Source organism: Rhodoplanes sp. (assembly GCF_013377085.1).
GTDB lineage: Bacteria > Pseudomonadota > Alphaproteobacteria > Rhizobiales > Xanthobacteraceae > Rhodoplanes.
Window position 1 is genome coordinate 1 of the sequence record NZ_JACAAX010000039.1, and the last position, 15,819, is coordinate 15,819.

At 69.2% G+C, this 15,819-nt stretch carries 16 protein-coding genes; 11 read left to right on the plus strand and 5 right to left on the minus strand.

Features of this window, described 5'->3' with window-relative positions:
* The 3 genes from HXX10_RS22515 to HXX10_RS22525 all read right to left on the minus strand — a co-directional run.
* On the minus strand, positions 1-722 hold a 722-nt coding region (locus HXX10_RS22515; protein ID WP_296525457.1), incomplete at its 3' end, for an LptA/OstA family protein.
* Positions 719-1,525 carry an LPS export ABC transporter periplasmic protein LptC gene (lptC, locus tag HXX10_RS22520; protein ID WP_296525459.1) on the minus strand — a complete coding sequence of 269 codons (807 nt, stop codon included), beginning with the start codon at positions 1,523-1,525 and terminating at the stop codon, positions 719-721. The genes HXX10_RS22515 and lptC, both read right to left, overlap by 4 nt.
* Positions 1,526-1,624: 99 nt before the next feature.
* Positions 1,625-2,239 carry a ribonuclease H-like domain-containing protein gene (locus HXX10_RS22525; RefSeq protein WP_296525460.1) on the minus strand — a complete coding sequence of 205 codons (615 nt, stop codon included), beginning with the start codon at positions 2,237-2,239 and terminating at the stop codon, positions 1,625-1,627.
* A gap of 258 nt (positions 2,240-2,497) precedes the next feature.
* Between HXX10_RS22525 and HXX10_RS22530 the strand changes: the two genes are divergently transcribed.
* Positions 2,498-3,142 carry a septal ring lytic transglycosylase RlpA family protein gene (locus HXX10_RS22530; RefSeq protein WP_296525462.1) on the plus strand — a complete coding sequence of 215 codons (645 nt, stop codon included), beginning with the start codon at positions 2,498-2,500 and terminating at the stop codon, positions 3,140-3,142.
* A gap of 21 nt (positions 3,143-3,163) precedes the next feature.
* Here the strand turns inward: HXX10_RS22530 and HXX10_RS22535 are convergent, their stop codons facing one another.
* On the minus strand, positions 3,164-3,721 hold the full coding sequence (locus HXX10_RS22535) for a TetR/AcrR family transcriptional regulator (RefSeq protein WP_296525464.1): 558 nt from the start codon (positions 3,719-3,721) through the stop codon (positions 3,164-3,166).
* 171 nt (positions 3,722-3,892) lie between these two features.
* Between HXX10_RS22535 and HXX10_RS22540 the strand changes: the two genes are divergently transcribed.
* Positions 3,893-5,179: an MFS transporter gene (locus HXX10_RS22540; RefSeq protein ID WP_296525465.1), complete on the plus strand. Its 1,287-nt coding sequence runs from the start codon at positions 3,893-3,895 to the stop codon at positions 5,177-5,179.
* Here HXX10_RS22540 and HXX10_RS22545 read toward each other — a convergent pair.
* A complete protein-coding gene (locus tag HXX10_RS22545; protein ID WP_296525467.1) occupies positions 5,124-6,056 on the minus strand; it encodes a LysR family transcriptional regulator in 933 nt (310 codons plus the stop codon). The two genes, HXX10_RS22540 and HXX10_RS22545, sit on opposite strands and share 56 nt — an antisense overlap.
* Before the next feature lie 281 nt (positions 6,057-6,337).
* Between HXX10_RS22545 and HXX10_RS22550 the strand changes: the two genes are divergently transcribed.
* From HXX10_RS22550 to HXX10_RS22590, 9 genes are all read left to right on the plus strand, one after another.
* Positions 6,338-7,234, plus strand: a complete 897-nt coding sequence (locus HXX10_RS22550) for a fumarylacetoacetate hydrolase family protein (RefSeq protein ID WP_296525469.1) — start codon at positions 6,338-6,340, stop codon at positions 7,232-7,234.
* 9 nt (positions 7,235-7,243) lie between these two features.
* Positions 7,244-8,422, plus strand: coding sequence for a hypothetical protein (locus HXX10_RS22555; protein WP_296525470.1), 1,179 nt, complete (start codon positions 7,244-7,246; stop codon positions 8,420-8,422).
* Positions 8,423-8,571: 149 nt separating this feature from the next.
* Positions 8,572-9,342: an SDR family oxidoreductase gene (locus tag HXX10_RS22560; RefSeq protein ID WP_296525471.1), complete on the plus strand. Its 771-nt coding sequence runs from the start codon at positions 8,572-8,574 to the stop codon at positions 9,340-9,342.
* 131 nt (positions 9,343-9,473) lie between these two features.
* The gene (locus HXX10_RS22565) at positions 9,474-10,283 is read left to right on the plus strand and encodes a crotonase/enoyl-CoA hydratase family protein (RefSeq protein WP_296525473.1); all 810 of its coding nucleotides are present in this window, start codon (positions 9,474-9,476) and stop codon (positions 10,281-10,283) included.
* A gap of 202 nt (positions 10,284-10,485) precedes the next feature.
* Positions 10,486-11,268, plus strand: coding sequence for an enoyl-CoA hydratase-related protein (locus HXX10_RS22570; RefSeq protein WP_296525475.1), 783 nt, complete (start codon positions 10,486-10,488; stop codon positions 11,266-11,268).
* A 140-nt stretch (positions 11,269-11,408) separates the two neighbouring features.
* The gene (locus tag HXX10_RS22575) at positions 11,409-12,746 is read left to right on the plus strand and encodes an MFS transporter (RefSeq protein WP_296525478.1); all 1,338 of its coding nucleotides are present in this window, start codon (positions 11,409-11,411) and stop codon (positions 12,744-12,746) included.
* Positions 12,747-12,859: 113 nt separating this feature from the next.
* Positions 12,860-14,185: a 3-hydroxyacyl-CoA dehydrogenase family protein gene (locus tag HXX10_RS22580; RefSeq protein ID WP_296525480.1), complete on the plus strand. Its 1,326-nt coding sequence runs from the start codon at positions 12,860-12,862 to the stop codon at positions 14,183-14,185.
* Positions 14,186-14,195: 10 nt separating this feature from the next.
* The gene (locus HXX10_RS22585) at positions 14,196-14,393 is read left to right on the plus strand and encodes a hypothetical protein (RefSeq protein WP_296525482.1); all 198 of its coding nucleotides are present in this window, start codon (positions 14,196-14,198) and stop codon (positions 14,391-14,393) included.
* Between the two features lie 159 nt (positions 14,394-14,552).
* The gene (locus tag HXX10_RS22590; protein WP_296525484.1) at positions 14,553-15,773 is read left to right on the plus strand and encodes an alpha-hydroxy acid oxidase; all 1,221 of its coding nucleotides are present in this window, start codon (positions 14,553-14,555) and stop codon (positions 15,771-15,773) included.
* Positions 15,774-15,819 lie beyond the last annotated feature (46 nt).

The window sequence follows — 15,819 nt, forward strand, 5'->3', positions numbered from 1 at the left end:
CCGCCGGCCGCCGGCGCCGGCGCGCCGCCGCCCTCGGGGCGGGTCTGGCTGCCCGGCTGCAGCGTGGCGGACACGCGGCACTGGGTGTTGCCCTTGCCGCACTCCACCCGCGACACGCCCGTCGTCATGTCGACCACCAGCCGGTCGCCCTTCACGGCGTTGGGGCCCTGCGAGATGACGACATTGCCGATCAGCGTCACCGTGTTGGTCTTCATGTCGAAAATGCCGTTGTCGCCGATCGCGGTCTGATCCTTCTGGGTGACGACGACGTCGCCGCGCGCCTCGATGCGGCGGATCTGCTGCGAGCCGGCCGGCCCGGCGGCTGCGCCGGCGGCCGGCTTGGCGCTCGCCGTCTGGGTGGCCTTCGGGTCGGCGGCTTTGGGATCGGGGGTTTTGGCGTCGGGCTCGTAGAACACGACGAGGCTGCGGCATTTCAGGGTGACGTCGCCCTGCACCAGATGCACGTCGCCCGCAAAGGTCGCCATCTTCTCCTTGTCGCGCACCTCGAGCGAGGCCGACTCGATCTTCACCGGCTTGTCGCGGTTCTGCGAGAAGCCCTGCAAGGCGTTCGGTGTGTTGTTGGCCGGCTGGGCCGCCGCCGGCCCGATGGTCGCGCCGACCGCCAGCGGTGCGACCACCAGCGGGCTCACCGCGAGCAGGCCGGCGATGGCGGCGGCCGCGAGGGTCCCGCGATACGGGGTTCGGGGTGGCGAGGACATCATCGGGCAATCGCCCGCGCCGCGGCGCTGGCTGTCGGCGTCCGGGTCACCGCGGGTGTCGGCACCGCGACCGGCGCCGGCACCGGTGCCGGCGCTGGCGTGGACGCGGTCAACCCGGCGGAATCCTTCGGAGCCTCCAAGTAGAGACGGGTGAGCACGCCTTTGCTGAATCGCACCACCGCACCGCCCTCGGAGATGTCGAGCCGGTTGGCATCGACGGTTCCGTTCGGCAGCTTCACGGTGACGGGCGCCTCCGACACGATCGTCCCTTTCTTGACGTCGAGCACGGCCTCCTCCAGGCGCGCCTCGAAGCCCTTGCCGGTCCGCACCACGATGTTCTCGGTCAGCTTCAGATTGTCCTTCTTGGAGTCGTAGAGGCCGTTGACGGCCGTGATCGTGATGGCGCCCTGGTCGTCGGTCTGCACCTGGGCGCGGAGCTCCTTGAGCTCGAGCAGGCTGGGATTCGCGAGATCCTGGGCGGCCGCCTGGGCGGTCAGCTCGTAGGGCTTCTGGTCGTTGGTGAAGCCGGCGAGCCGCGGCAGCTCCATGGTGATCTTGGTGCCGCTGACGACCAGCTTGCCGGGATCGATCGCCGTGTCCATTTTCTTGAACGGGTTGAAGAACACGGCCACCACCAGCACCGCGAAGCCGGCCACGATGGCGACCGGGATGGTGACCCGCATGACCCGGATGAACCGGCTGTGCCGGGCGGCGCGGCGGAACCGGCGATCGCTGTCGTCCGCCGGCAGGAACCGCGCGCGGGCGAAGTCTCGGTCCGTTGCGGCCACGGCGGTCAGGTGGTTCATCCCCAGCGTCTCGATCCGGAACCGCGCATCTCTCGCCCGGCCGAATACGGCCCGACAAGGTCGCCTTTGAATATGGCCGTCCCGCGGCGGCTGCGGATCTCACGAATGGGCGAAGATGTCCTCGCTCGCCCAGCCGGCGAGATCGAGCTTCGCCCGGGTGGGGAGAAACTCGAAGCAGGCCGCCGCGTAATCGGTCCGCCCCTCGCGCGCCAGCATCTCGTCGAGGCGCGTCTTCAGGGCATGCAGATGCAGCACGTCGGAGGCCGCATAGGCCACCTGGGCGTCGGTCAGCTCGCTGGCGCCCCAGTCGGAGAGCTGCTGCTGCTTCGACACGTCGACGCCCAGAACCTCCTTGGTGAGGTCCTTGAGGCCGTGCTTGTCCGTGTAGGTGCGGGTGAGCCGCGAGGCGATCTTGGTGCAGTAGACCGGCGCCGGCATCACGCCGAAGGTCTTGTACAGGATCGCCAGGTCGAAGCGGGCGAAGTGGAAGATCTTCAGCTTTCGCGGATCGGCGAGCAGCGCCTCCAGGTTGGGCGCGCGCGGGTTCTCGCGCGGAATCTGCACGACGTCGGCAGAGCCGTCGCCGGGCGAGAGCTGCACGACACACAGCCGGTCACGTCCGGGGACGAGGCCCATGGTCTCGGTGTCGATGGCGACGGCGCCCTGATAGCGCGCCAGGTCGGGCAGGTCGCCGCGGTGGAGACGGATCGTCATGGGCTCGCTTCGTGGTCGGCCGCCGAACACCGGAGCGGCGGCCGCGGGACCCGCGCCGTAGCTCCAATCATCTGATCGACAAGCGCTTTTGCCTCAATTCGGCCACCTGTGTAGCACACAGGGAAACGTGGTCAACGGCGCGGGTTCCAACGGTGCGCCGACGCCATGGGGGCAACGGCCTTCGGGCCGCACGAGGAACGGCTGCCGCGCCGACGACGTTGACGTCGGACGGGCGCACGGCCGTCGGGGGACATCGGCATGGCAGCCTTGTCGGCGCGTGCATCGATCAGACGTGCGCTTTTGCTGTGTGCGGCGGCTTCGGCCGCCTCGGTCGGCTTGTCCGGCGGGCTGGTGCTGCCCGACGCCACAGCGTCGGAGATCCGGCCGGCCCAGGCTCCCGTGCAACGGCTGGCCGCGGCCGAGCAGCTCTCCGCAGCCGAGACCGGCGACGACGTCGCGGCGGTTCCGATGCCGCGGCCCCGGCCGGCCGCCGCCGCCGCGCGGCCGGCGACAGAGCCCGTACCCGTCGCCCGAACCGCCTCCCTGGTTCCGCCGTCCATTCCGCTGCCGCGTGCTCGCCCGGCCGGCGCCACGGCGCCGATGCCGGGGCCGGCGGAAACCTCTCGCTGCGGCCCCAATGGCCGGCTGGTCCGCTCGGCCTATTACTGGCAGGGCTCCCACACGGCGAGCGGCCAGCGCTTCAACCCGGACGGGTTCACGGCGGCGCACCGGACCCTGCCGTTCGGCACCAAGCTCAAAGTGACCAATCCGCGCACCGGCCGCTCCGTCGAGGTGGTGGTCAACGACCGCGGCCCCTACACGGCCGGCCTGCACATCGACATCAGCCGCGGGGCGGCGCGGGCCATCGGCCTCCAGGGCACCGGCACGGTCTGCCTGCTGTGACGGCGAGACTGCCCCCCGCGGTCAGCGGCCGGCCGGCCTGACGCGGTCGAGTAGTGCCCGCCGGTAGGCGTCGCCGGGCGGCGATTCGTCGAACATGATCCGGTACACGATCGGCGCCACCACGTGGTCCATGACGGCGTCGATATCGACCGCCGGCTCGCCGCGCGCGGCGGCGCGCGCCGCGATGGTCTCGATCTGCCGGCGCGTGAAGGCCGAGCACTGCGGCGCCGCCCCGGCCGTGCAGGCCAGCACGTCGCGCGTCATCGCCCGACCCGGCGCCGAGGCCATCTCGTCGACGAACTGCTCCAGCCAGGCGTCGAGGTCGCCGCGCGCCGAGCCGGTGTCGGCGGGCTCGCCGTCCGGCCGCAGCCGCTCGACCGCGACGTCGGCGAGCAGGTCCTGGAGCGTGCCCCAGCGGCGATAGATGGTCGACGGCGTGACGCCCGCCCGCGCCGCCACGGCCGGAATGGTCAGCTCGGACCGCTCCACCTCGCCCAGCAGATCCTTGACGGCCTGGTGCACCGAGGTCTGCACCCGGGCGCTGCGTCCGCCCGGTCTAAGGCTTTCTTTGATCGCCATATTTTTTACTCCCAGCAGATCCGGGCGCATGTCTTCGCGGTGTCTGGCGCGCCCGGCTCCGTGCTGGCGTCAGTGCGTTTGGGGTCGCTAACGCAAAATATTTGCTTTTGTAGGCGGAGTGTCCTACATCCGGCGAACGCAAAGACTTTGCTTTAAGCCGCAGGAGCCCTCATGTCCACCCTGCCACGCCCCGATGCCGGCCCCGTGCGGCCCGATGATCTCCGTCGCGATGCGGAAACGCCCCGGCCGGGCGCCGCCCTGTTCTTCGCCGCCACGCTCGCCACCTTCATGGCTGCGTCGAGCGCACCGACGCCGCTCTACCGGCTCTACCAGGCCGAGTGGTCGTTCTCGCCGGCCGTGCTGACCGTGGTGTTCGGCATCTATGCGCTCGGCCTCCTAGCGGCCCTGCTCACCGTCGGGGGGCTGTCCGACCATCTCGGGCGCCGCCCGGTGATCTTCGCGGCCCTGCTGCTGCAGGCCGCCGCCATCGCGCTGTTCATCGCGGCCGACTCGACCGCCGCCCTGATGGTCGCCCGCGCCGTGCAGGGTTTTGCCACCGGCGCCGCGACCGGGGCACTGGCCGCCGCCCTGCTCGATGCCGACCGGGACCGCGGGCCGCTGATCAACAGCCTGATCAACCCGGTCGGCATGGCGCTGGGCGCGCTCGGCGCCAGCGTCCTGGTCGACTACGCGCCGTGGCCCATGCGGCTCGTCTACGGGGTGCTGCTGGCGGCCTTCGTGGTCCAGGCCGGCCTCGTCTGGCTGGTGCCGGAGACACTTGCGTCCGAATCTCCGTCGTCCCGTCCCGGCGCGCTGGCCTCGCTGCGCCCGAAGATCGCCGTCCCGCCGAGAGCGCGCGAGACGCTCGCCCGGATCACGCCCGTCAATGTCGCGGTGTGGGGGCTCGGCGGCTTCTACCTGTCGCTCGCCCCGTCGCTGCTGCGGGCCGCGACCGACGTCACCTCGGCGCTCGCCGGCGGCAGTCTGGTCGCCACCCTGACGGCGAGCGGCGCGCTGGCCATCCTGGTCCTGCGCGGCCGGCCGGCGCATGCGGTCCTGACGGCCGGCGCGGCCGTGCTGGCCGCGGGCGTGGCGACGATCCTGCTCGGCGTCCACGCGCACCACCTCGCCCTGCTGTTCATCGGTACGATGGTGGCGGGGTTCGGCTGGGGCGGGGCGTTCCTCGGCGTGCTGCGGGTGCTGCTGCCGCTGGCGGCGCCGGCCGAGCGCGCCGGGCTGATGTCCGCCTATTTCGTGCAGAGCTACCTCGCCATGAGCGTGCCGGCGATCTTGGCCGGCGTCTTGGCGCGCTCGATCGGCCTCGTCCCGGCGACCGACGTCTACGCGGCCGGGCTGCTCGCCCTCGTGGCGCTGGCGCTTGCCGGCGCGATCCCGCGCCGGATCACGGCGCCGTCGTGCCCGGCAGCTCGGCATCTTCCTGGGCCAGAGTGCGGATGATCTTGGCGAAGCGCGCCGCGATCGGCGACAGCTTCTCGCCGCGCCGCCACACCAGGCCGACCGGGCGCAGCGGCCCGACATCGTCCAGCCGGATCACCTTCAGCCGGCCGGCCGCCGCCTCGACCTCGACCAGCCGCGGCGAGATCACCGAGACGTAGCCGGACTTCATCACGATCGACTTGATCGCCAGGATCGAGTTGGTGCTGATGCCGCGGGCCGGCCAGTCGAGGCCGGCGGACGCGAATACCAGCTCCATCTGCTGGCGGAATGCGCTGCCGCCCGCCGGCAGCACCCATTGCACGTCCGCGAGGTCGCTCAACCGCACCGAGGCGCGCCCCGCGAGCGGGTGGTCGGGCGCCGTGATCAGCGACCAGTCGACGTCGAACAGCGGCTCTTCCTCGATGTCGGAATGCCGGGCTGCTATGCCGAGACGCCGCACCAGGAGGTCGAGCTGGCGGGTGCGCAGCATCTCGGTGATCTCCTGGTCGAGCCCGTCCACCACCGAGATGGCGATGGCGGGCGTCTCGCGGGTCAGGATCTCGATGCAGCGCGGCACCAGGTCGACGGCCGTGACCGGGGTGATCCCGATGGCGAGCGTGCCTTCGAGCCCCAGCGACCGCATGCGGATTTCCTCGCCGGCGCGGCCGAGCAGCGATTCCAGCGCCTGGGCGTAGAAGACGAGTGCATTGCCGAAATCGTTGAGCCGGGCGCCCTGGCGGCCGCGCTCCAGCACCTTCACGCCGACCTCCCGCTCCAGGAGGGCGATGCTCTGGGAGAGCGCCGGCTGCGACATGTTGACGGCCTCGGCCGCCCCGCTGATGGAGCCGTGCCGCGCCACCGCCAGCAACTCCAGGAGCCGGCGTGGTTCGATCTTCATCGGGGGGTCATCCTGGTCGGCGGTCGCGTCCGTTGCGCGCCACTATAATCCGGGCCGATAGCCTTGCCAAAAATCCGTATTGGACCTTCGTCGCACAACGCTCTTAATGTCCGCCCCGACGACGACCTTCAACCCCCGAAAGGTCGACATCGACAAGCCATTTCGAGCAGTCGGCGAACCACCGACGACGGTCGCCCCGCAGCGACCGTGACGACCGCTCCCGCGGTCGCCGGAGGTCGGGGAAAGTCACCGGAAACGCCTGCATTCGAGGAGAAGAGAGCATGAAGCTAGCCACATTCAAGGTCGGGTCCGAAGAGCTCGTCGGCGCCGTCGACGGCAACGAGATCGTCGCGATCGACGTGCCGGACATGCGCACGCTGTTCGCCCTCGGCACCCCCGTGAAGGCGCAGGCCGAGAAGCGCATGACCAACCGCCGGTTCAAGCTCGCCGACGTGAAGCTGTGCGCCCCGATCCAGCCGAAGAAGATCTTCCACACGGCCGGCAACTATGCCGAGCACGCCCACGAGGGCGACCGTTCCAACTGGGTCGCGGCGATCAAGCCGTGGATCGTGTTCTTCCAGAACGTCGACGCCGTCATCGGGCCGGACGACCCGGTCGTCTATCCGCAGCACCTCACCAAGTGCCTCGACTACGAGCTCGAGCTGTGCGTCGTCCTCGCCAAGCCGGGCAAGTTCTTCACCGAGAAGGAAGCCCCGGACTACATCGGCGGCTACGTGATCTTCAACGACATCACGGCGCGCGACATCCAGCGCCGCGAGATGGAATCGGCGAACTTCTGCTTCTCCAAGTCGATCGACACCTTCTGCCCGTTCGGTCCGTGGATCGTCACGCCGGACGAGATTCCGGACCCGTACAATCTCCATCTCGAGCTGCGGGTGAACGGCGAGAAGCGCCAGATCTCCAATTCGAGTCACATGTCGGTGACGATCCCGCAGCTTCTCTCGAAGTTCTCGCCGCTCGGCTACAACGCCGGCGACATCCTCACCACCGGCACGGTGTCGGGCGTGGCCGCCTTCAGCAAGGATCCGGAGGCCTGGTATCTCAAGCCGGGCGACGTGATGGAGGCCGAGATCGAGAAGATCGGCGTGCTGCGCAACAAGGTGATCTCCTGGAAGGACGCCTACGGCGTCGACGCCCCCGAATTCCAGCCGTTCTGAGAGGTCGACATGATCGATCGTTCCAAAGTCTGGTCCGGCACCATCAACGACGTCGCCCTCGCCGGCCGTCCGAAGCGCACGGCTCGTTTCTACGACACCACGTTGCGTGACGGCGAGCAGGCGGTCGGCGCCGCCTTCGATCCCGAACAGAAGCTCGAGATCGCCAAGCTCGTCGACGGGCTCGGCGTCGGCCGCATCGAGGCCGGCTTCCCGCGCGTCTCCGACGAGGACAAGGAGGCGATCGGAGCGATCGCCAAGGCCGGCCTGAAGGCCGAGGTGTGGGGCTTCTCCCGCGCCCTGGTCGACGACGTCGCGGCCGTGGTCGAGCTCGGCCTGAAGTACTGCGTCATCGAGGCGCCGATCTCCGATCCCAAGCTGGCGGCGCTCGGCGTCACCCGCGAGGCCGTGCTGGAGCGCATCAAGAAGGCCGTCTCGTTCGGAACCGAGAACGGCATCCACGTCTGCTTCTTCGGGGTCGACTCGACCCGTGCCGACCTCGGCTTCTTCGAGCATGTCTACAAGACGGCGCTCGACGTCGGCGCCAAGGAGATCGCGGTCGTCGACACGCTCGGCATCGCCACCCCCGAGGCGGTGTCGTTCCTGATCGGCAAGGCGCACGAGTGGGTCGGACCGAACGTGCCGATCCACTATCACGGCCACAACGACTTCGGGCTCGCCACGGCGAGCGCGGTGGCGGCGATCTATGCCGGCGCGTCGTGGATTCACGGCACGGTCGACGGGATCGGCGAGCGCGGCGGCAACGCCAACATCCCGGAAATCGCGCTCGCCCTCGAGCTGCTCTACGGGATCGATACCGGGCTCCGCCTCGATCTCGTGCGAAAAGCCTCCGAGCGGCTGCGGCAGATCGCCCACTACGGGCTCGAGCCGTGGAAGCCGGTGGTCGGCGAGAACCTGTTCGTGCGCGAGACCGGCGCCGTCGCGGCGCAGTTCCACATCCCGCAGGCGATCGAGCCCTACGCCGCCTCGCTGCTCGACACGCCGCGCGGCATCGTGCTCGGCAAGAAGAGCGGCGCCGCCTCGATCACGCTGAAATGCGAGGAGCTCGGGCTGAAGGCCGGGGACAACAAGATCCCGGTGCTGCTCGCCGAGGTCAAGAAGCTGGCGTTGCAGAAGCGCGGCCTCGTGACCAACGAGGAATTCGTCGAACTCGTGAAGCGCCTCGGCTGAGACGACTCCGTTTCCGCTCGTCCCCGCGAAGGCGGGGACCCAGGCGCCACCCGATGGGGCGCCCCTGGATGCCCGCTTTCGCGGGCATGAGCGGAATGTGGGTCAAACTCGGCGAAGAACGCGCTCACGCCTCAAGAAGGAAGACTGAGATGGGTCGTTTCCAGGACAAGAAGGTGCTCGTGACCGGTTCGGGTCGCGGCTTCGGCGCCGTGCTGGCGCTCGCTTTCGCGGACGAGGGCGCCGACGTCGTCGTCCACTACAACTCCTCCGCCAAGGGCGCCGAGGAGGTCGCGAACCAGATCCGCAAGCTCGGCCGCAAGGCCATCACGGTGAAGGGCGACATCGCCTCGCACGCCGACGTGCTGAAGATCGCCGAGACCTGCTTCGGCGAGTTCGGCGGCTGCGACGTGCTGGTCAACAATGTCGGCGACATGGCGCTGGACCAGAAGTCCTGGCGCGAGTTCGACGAGAAGGTGATCGACCACACGCTCGCGGTCGACATCAAGGGCACGATGTTCATGATCCACGAGATCGGCTCGCGCATGCTCGACTCAGGGCGCGGCGGCGCGATCGTCAATATCGGCTCGCAGGTGGTGATCGCCGGCTCGCCGCGCGCCCCCCAATATGCGGCGGCGAAATACGGTGTCATCGGCCTCACCAAGTCCTATGCCCGCGCGCTCGCGCCCCTGGTGCGGGTCAACACGCTCGGCGCCGCCTTCATGGAGACCGAGGCGCTCAAGAACCGCTATGACTGGCAGCACGGCCGCCGCGAGGAAGTGCTGCGGCAGACCCCGCTGGCTCGCATCGCCACCCCCGAGGACATGGTCGGACCGGTCATGTTCCTGGCGAGCGACGACTCCAAGCACATGACCGGCCAGTTCCTGCTCGCGAACGGCGGGCTGGCGATGGTCGGTGCCTGAGCGGGGCTGACGCGCCGGAGGCGGGCCGCCGAATTCCTCCCACGGCGGCCCGCCGCCCCCGGCCGACTTGCGACGCGCGGATGCGGACCCGGTATGATCCTATGGACCCGCATCCACAGAAAGGCGCGATCATGACTGCAAGCACTGCGAGCCTCGAGGTCTCCCGGAGCAACCATGTGATGCTCCTGAAGATCGTCGACCCCGGCACCCGCAACGCCCTGTCGGGCGAGAAGTTCTACCGGGCGATCGAGGAGGCGGTCCGGGTCGCCAACGCCGACATGGACATTCGCGCCGTGATCGTCACGGGCGACGGCAAGGCGTTCTCGTCGGGCGGCAACGTGCGCGACATGCACGGCCGCAAGGGCATGTTCGGCGGCACCCCCGAGCAGATCGCCGAGCAGTACCGCACCGGCATCCAGCGCATTCCGATGGCGTTCTGGAAGCTCGACGTGCCGGCCATCGCGGCCGTCAACGGCCCGGCCATCGGGGCCGGCTGCGACCTCGCCTGCATGTGCGACATCCGCATCGCCTCCGACCGCGCCGTGTTCGCCGAGAGCTTCGTCAAGGTCGGCATCGTCCCGGGCGACGGCGGCTCCTGGCTGCTGCCGCGCGCCATCGGCTATGCGCGCGCCGCCGAGATGGCGTTCACGGGTGATCCGATCGACGCCGACGAGGCGCGCGAGATCGGCCTCGTCTCCCGGGTCGTGCCGCACGACCAGCTCATGACGGTCGCCTTCGAGCTCGCCGGCCGCATCGCTGCCAATCCGCCGCACGCGCTGCGCTGGAGCAAGCGGCTGCTGCGCGAATCCCAGACCGCCCGGCTCGACACCGTGCTGGAGATGGCGGCCGCCTACCAGGCGCTCACCCACACCACCGAGGACCATGCCGAAGCCGTGACGGCGCTTTTGGAAAAGCGACGCCCGGTGTTCAAGGGACGCTAGAGGCTTCGATGAAACCGATGCGACTCTTCTCTGCGCTCGTCCCCACGCAATCGCTCGGGCATGCGCATATCGGGCGCGACACACATGAGCTGTCATGCGCGGGCTCGACCCGCGCATCCATCCCATGTCGCAACAACGCTTGTTTCGCAGAGAAATGGATCGCCGGGTCGAGCCCGGCGATGACGCCGGGGGGACCTGCCGCATGACCACCGACACCGAAAACCCCCTGCTCCTGGTCGAAAAGCCCACCGACGGGATCGCAGTCGTCCGCATCAACCGGCCGGAGGTGCGCAACGCTCTCAATCTCGCGCTGCGCCGCGCGCTCGCAGCGACGTTCCAGGATCTCGGCACCGATCCGGCCGTACGCTGCATCGTCATCACGGGCGACGACAAGGCGTTCTGCGCCGGCGCCGATCTCTCCGAATATGTCGACGCCTCGCCGGTCGATATTCTCGAACGCGACATGGGCCGGCTGTGGGATGCCATCGCCGACTGCCCGAAGCCCGTGATCGCGGCCGTCAACGGCTTCGCGCTCGGCGGCGGCTGCGAGCTCGCCATGCATGCCGACATCATCGTCGCCGGACGATCGGCCAGGTTCGGCCAGCCCGAGGTGCTGATCGGCATCACGCCGGGCGGCGGCGCGACCCAGCGCCTGACCCGTGCGGTCGGCAAGTTCGTCGCCATGCGGCTGATGCTGACGGGCGAGATCATCGACGCCGAGGAGGCGCGCTCGGCCGGGCTGGTCAGCCGGCTGGTCGACGACGCCGCCGTGATGCCGGAGGCGCTGCGGCTCGCCGGCCTGATCGCCGGCGCCGCGCCGCTGGCGGTGCGAAAGACCAAGGAGCTGGTGATCGAAAGCATGAACGTGCCGCTCGCCGCCGGACTGCGCAGCGAGCGCTCGGCGTTCCAGCTCATGTTCGACACGCGCGACAAGACAGAGCGCATGCGGGCCTTTCTCGATCGCAAGAGGAGCCCGCGGCGATGAGGCGGAGCATGTCCCGACGAAGCGGAAACCGGTTCGCCGCGAGGACATGCGACACGGACGAACGGAACGACGGGTGCAGGTTCAGGAGGGTTCACCCGCTGGACGATCGATAACCGGACCCCCTATTCGGAGAGGATGACATGTCTGAAACAACCGCGACCGCGGGCGGCGGAGCTATGCCCGGACCGGCCGCCAGCAGCAAGACGACGCCGGCCTTCCGGAAGCTGGTGGTGGCCTCGTCGCTGGGCTCGGCGATCGAGCACTACGACTTCTTCATCTACGCCTTCACGGCCCCGCTGGTGTTCGACCACTTCTTCTTCCCGAAGATGGACTCGGTCGCCAGCATGATGGCCGTCTACGCCACCTTCGCGGTCGGCTTCGTGGCGCGGCCGCTGGGCGGCATGGTGTTCGGCCACTTCGGTGACAAGATCGGCCGCAAGGCGATGCTGATGATGACGTTCCTGATCATGGGCGTCGCCAGCTTCCTGATCGGCTGCCTGCCGAGCTACGACTCGGTCGGCCTGCTCGCCCCGCTCGGCCTGGTGTTCCTGCGTTTCATGCAGGGCTTCGCCTTCGGCGGCGAGTACATGAATGCCGTGTCGTTGACGCTGGAGAACGCGCCGCAGGCCAAGCGCGGCTTCTTCGCCTCCTGGGTCAACGCCTCCGGCCCGATCGGCATCATCGTCGCCTCCGGCCTGATCGCCCTGCTCAGCAGCTCCTACGGCCGCGACGAGTTCATCAACTGGGTGTGGCGCATCCCGTTCCTGTTCAGCTTCATCCTGGTCGTGCTCGGCACCTATATCCGCCACTCGGTGGACGAGTCGCTGCTGCTCAAGAAGAAGCAGGAGTCGTCGGGTACCGAGAAGGCCCCGATCCTCACGGCGTTGAAGTCGTGGAAGAAGTCGATCGTGCTCGGCTGTCTCGCCAACATGGTCCACTCCTCGTTCCAGTATCTGTCGACCGTGTTCGTCATCGGCTACGCGGTGCGGACGCTCGGCATGTCGCAGGGCAGCGTCACCTCGGGTCCGATGTTCGCCAACATCGCCGAGATGATCATGGTGCCGATCATCGCCCACTACAGCGACCGCTTCGGCCGCAAGCCGTTCATGATCCTCGGCATCGTGCTGGCGATGATCTGGTTCCCGATCTTCTTCCAGATCCTGGCGCTCAAGGATCCGCTCCTGCTGATCGGCGGCCTGGTGGTCTCGATCGGCCTGATCCACGGCCTGATGTTTGCTCCCGAGGCGGCCTTCACGGCCGAGCTGTTCCCGACCGAGGTCCGCGTCTCCGGCTCGTCGCTGGGCAAGCAGTTCGGCATCATCTTCGGCGGCGGCATGGCGCCGCTGATCGCCACCTGGCTGATGGGCATGTGGGGCGGCAGCACCGTCCCGGTGATCGTCTATTTCGAGGTCATCGCCGTGCTCGCCTTCGTCGGCATGCTGCTCGCCCCGGAGAACTCCAAGAAGGTCCTGGACTGAAACGGCGAACGGGCGCACCACGCGCCGCGGAGCCGGGGATTCGCGCCCCGGCTCCTTTATCCCAGAGACTCCCGGCCGCAACGCGATGCGGCCGGCGAACCCGGACGACAACGATGAGCCAAGACATTCGACCGGCCGATATTCGATCGGTGGCCGTGATCGGCGGCGGCACCATGGGGAGCGGCATCGCCGCGGCCTGCGCGGCGGCCGGCCGCGACGTGCTGCTGCTGGAGGCGAGCGACGCGCTCGCCGACAAGGCGAAGGTGCGGGTCGATGCGCTGGCGGCGAACGACGCCGAGCGGTCGCTGTTCCGCGACAAGATCGCGGTCGGCACCATGGAGCGCGACCTGCCGCGGCTGTCCGCCTGCGATTGGATCTGCGAGGCCGTGATCGAGACGCTCGAGGCGAAGCGCGCCGTGCTGAGCGCCATCGAGCCGGTGCGACGCGACGGCTCGATCGTCTCCACCAACACGTCGGGCATTCCGCTGCGGGCGATCGTCGAGGACGCACCGGCGCGGCTCAAGCGCGACATGCTGGTAACTCACTTCTTCAATCCGGTGCGGGTGATGCGTCTCCTGGAGATCGTCACCGGGCCGGACACCCGCCCCGACGCGTGCGAGACGCTTTCGGCCTTCCTGCGCGGCAAGCTCGGCAAGGGCCTGGTGACGGCCAAGGACACGCCGAACTTCATCGGCAACCGCATCGGCCTCTACTTCATCCTGTCGGGCCTGCATGCCGGCGCCGGCCATCGCGCCGCGGGCGTCGACATCGCCCGCATCGACGCGCTGCTCGGTGCGCCGGTCGGATTTCCCGGCACGGCGCTCTACGGCCTCGTCGACCTGATCGGCCTCGACGTCATCGACTCGATCGCCAGGAACCTCGCCGCGACGCTGCCCGAGGGCGACCCGGGGCGCGCCGTCGCCTCGCTGCCGGCGGCGGAGCGTCGCATGGCGGAGCGCGGCCAGCACGGCCGCAAGAGCGGCGGCGGCTTCTATCGCATGCAGAAGGCGGCCGACGGCAGCAAGCTGAAGGAGATTTTCGATCCCGAGGCCGAGACCTGGAATGCCGCCCGCAAGGTCGCGCTCGGGCCCGACTCGGCCGATCTCGCCACGCTGTTCTTCGCCGACACGCCCGACGGCGCGCTGCTGCGCGACGTGCTCGGCGGGACGCTGGTCTACGCCGCCGATCTGGTGCCCGACATCTCCGACGACATCGTCAATGTCGATCGCGCCATGCGCTGGGGCTTCGCCTGGGGCAAGGGTCCGTTCGAGCTGATCGACAGCATCGGCCCGGCCCGGCTGATCGCGCGGCTGCGCCAGGAGGGCCGCCCGGTCCCTCATATGCTCGCGGTGCTGGAGAAGGCCGGAGCGAAGAGCTTCTACGACGCACAGGGCTATCTCGGCATCGACGGGCGCGTCCGCCCGCTGCCGCCGGAGTGATCCAGGCCTCATGAAACGTCTCACCCCCGGCGTGATGTGGCCGCGCGCGGAGCGCGTCGCGCCCCGTCCCGCGACCGACGGCACGACCTCGCTCTATCTCGTGCTGATGCGGGCCTCGCCCGGCACCCGCCGGCCCGCCGGACTGCGCCCGCCCGCGGGTGGGCGCATCGAGCCGTCGCGGCGATCCTATCGCGGATCACCGCCGTGACGGCGCGTCACCCCCGAACGAGAGCATGGGGCGACCTCGGCCGCTCTTTCGCAGGATCGACGGTCACGGTGCCGTCCGACATCGTGGCGGAGGGCCGGGTCGGCACCCGCGGATTCGGGCCTTTCGGATTGTCTCGGACATGCTGACGAGGAACACTCCTTGACTATTCACAGACGAGACCTGCTGCTTACCGGGACCCTGGCGGCGACCGCGGTCGCGGCGCACGCGACCACGTCGGTCGCCCAGGTCGACACCTCGGCCCGACCGTCCGCCCAGGCCGATGCGGCCGCGGTCCCCTATGTGGCGCCGTCCTCCGAACAGAAGATCAACGTCATCAATCTGCGCGACATCGCGGCCCAGGCCGAGAAGGTCCTTCCGCCGTTCGGGTTTCACTTCATCGCCGGCGGCAGCGGCGACGAATGGACGCTGCGCGAGAACGAGGCGGCGTTCGATCGGCTGGTGATCGAGCCGAGATTCCTGTCGGGCGTGAAGGCGCCGGATCTGACGACCACCATCCTGGGCTCGAAGCTGTCGATGCCGGTCGTCGCCTCGCCGATGGGCATGCACGGCTTCGCCCATGCCGGGAAGGAGGCCGGAACCGTCAAGGGCACGGCCGCGGCCGGGGCCCTGTATGTGACTCCGTCGGTCTCCAACTTGTCGATGGAAGACATCGCGGCGGCGGCCGGCGCCGGTGCCAAGTGGTTCCAGATCTATTTTCCCGAAGACCCGGGCTATGCGCGCGAGCAGCTCCAGCGCGCCAAGGCGGCCGGCTACACGGCGATCGTGCTGACCGTCGACGCGACCTCGTTCGGCAACCGCGAGCGCGCCGCCAGGCTCGGCCTCAAGCCGCCGCCCCATCTCGGCTTCGGCAACATGCCCAAGTCGCCCGCGCTGGTCGGCCAGAATCCCGACCTGCAGAAGAAGGATCTCACCTTCGACGACGTCGCCTTCTGTCAGAAGGAATCCGGGCTGCCCGTCATCGTGAAGGGGGTCCTCACGCCGGGCCTCGCGGCCGACTGCGTGAAGCACGGCTGCGCCGGCGTCTGGGTGTCCAACCACGGCGGCCGTCAGCTCGACCATTCGCCGGCGACCATCTCGGTGCTGCCGCGGATCGCCGACGCGGTCGGCGGCAAGGCCCCGATCATCGTCGACAGCGGCATCCGGCGCGGCCAGGACGTGTTCCGGGCGATCGCGCTGGGCGCGTCGGTGGTCGGCATCGGTCGTCCGCTGCTCTACGGGCTCGCGCTGGGCGGCGCCCAGGGCGTCCAGGCGGTTTTCGATCGGCTTCGCGCCGAGCTCGCGATGACCATGCAGCTCGCCGGTGTCGGGACGGTCGGAAAGATCACGTCCGACTACGTGGCCTCGACCGCGAAACTGTAGTCACGACTGTCATCTCGGGTGGCCGGGCGGCCGGCCACCCGATCCA